General features: G+C 63.7%; 1 pseudogene. It reads left to right on the top strand.

Annotated elements, in window-relative coordinates:
- Positions 1–957, top strand: a pseudogene (locus ACOHX0_RS21870) (IS5 family transposase); the annotation flags it as partial.

Here is a 957-nt window from a genome sequence, read left to right as displayed (position 1 = left end):
TGCGCTCAGGAAGCGCGGTTCGCTTCTGATCTGGCTGGATAAAGAGATGACCTGGCTCGCGCCGCATGAAGGACGGCCAGGGCGCCCACCGGTCTTCTCGAACGCGGCGATCCAGTTCTGCCTGTCGATCAAGGTTCTGTTCAAGCTGCCCCTCCGGCAGACCGCCGGAATGGTCGCCAGCCCTTTGCACCTGGCGGGGCTGGACTGGCCCGTTCCTGATTTCTCTACGCTGTGCCGCCGACAGAAAGCACTGGCCGTCCAGATCCCGTATCCCGCGCCGATGGGCCGCTGAACCTGCTTGTCCCCTCTCGGGACATTGCTACGCAATGCCCTGCCGGGCAGCGGACAGCACCGGGATCAAGTTCCTTGGCGATGGCGAGTGGCAGGCCCGCAAGCACGGCGTTCAGGGGCGGCGCCAATGGCGCAAGGTGCATCTTGCGATGGATGCTGCCACGTCTGACATCCGTGCTGTCGAATTCACCCCCAGCCGCGACGGCCCCTCTCGTGGTTATGCTTCGCAAACCACTGGCGGGCAGCGGACAGCCCGGTCCTGCCGGAACTGCTCGATCAGATTCCGAAGGCCGAAGAGATCAGCAGCGTGACCGCAGACGGAGCCTATGACACGCGCCGTTGCCACTCCGCCATCATCGAGCGTGGTGCCGCCCCGATTATCCCTATCCGCAAGAATGGTAGGCCGTGGAAAGAAAACTGCCCGGCGGCACAGGTCAGAAACGAAACCTTGCGCGCCACCCGGCACTACGGCCGGGCCTTCTGGAAACGCTGGACGGGATATCACGCCCGGAGCCGGGTCGAGGCAAAGATGCGCTGCTTGAAAGCATTCGGCGAGCGCATCGCTGCAAGAGACCCTGACCGCCAAACCGCCGAAATCCACATCCGTATCGCCCTCATCAACCGCTTCAATGCACTCGGCGCCGCCGAGATCGTCCGTGTCGCCTA

It is taken from the genome of Cribrihabitans pelagius (genome assembly GCF_048820915.1).
Classification (GTDB): domain Bacteria; phylum Pseudomonadota; class Alphaproteobacteria; order Rhodobacterales; family Rhodobacteraceae; genus Cribrihabitans_A; species Cribrihabitans_A pelagius.
The sequence above is the reverse complement of the archived record's forward strand: the minus strand, read 5'-3'. Positions and strand labels throughout refer to the sequence as shown.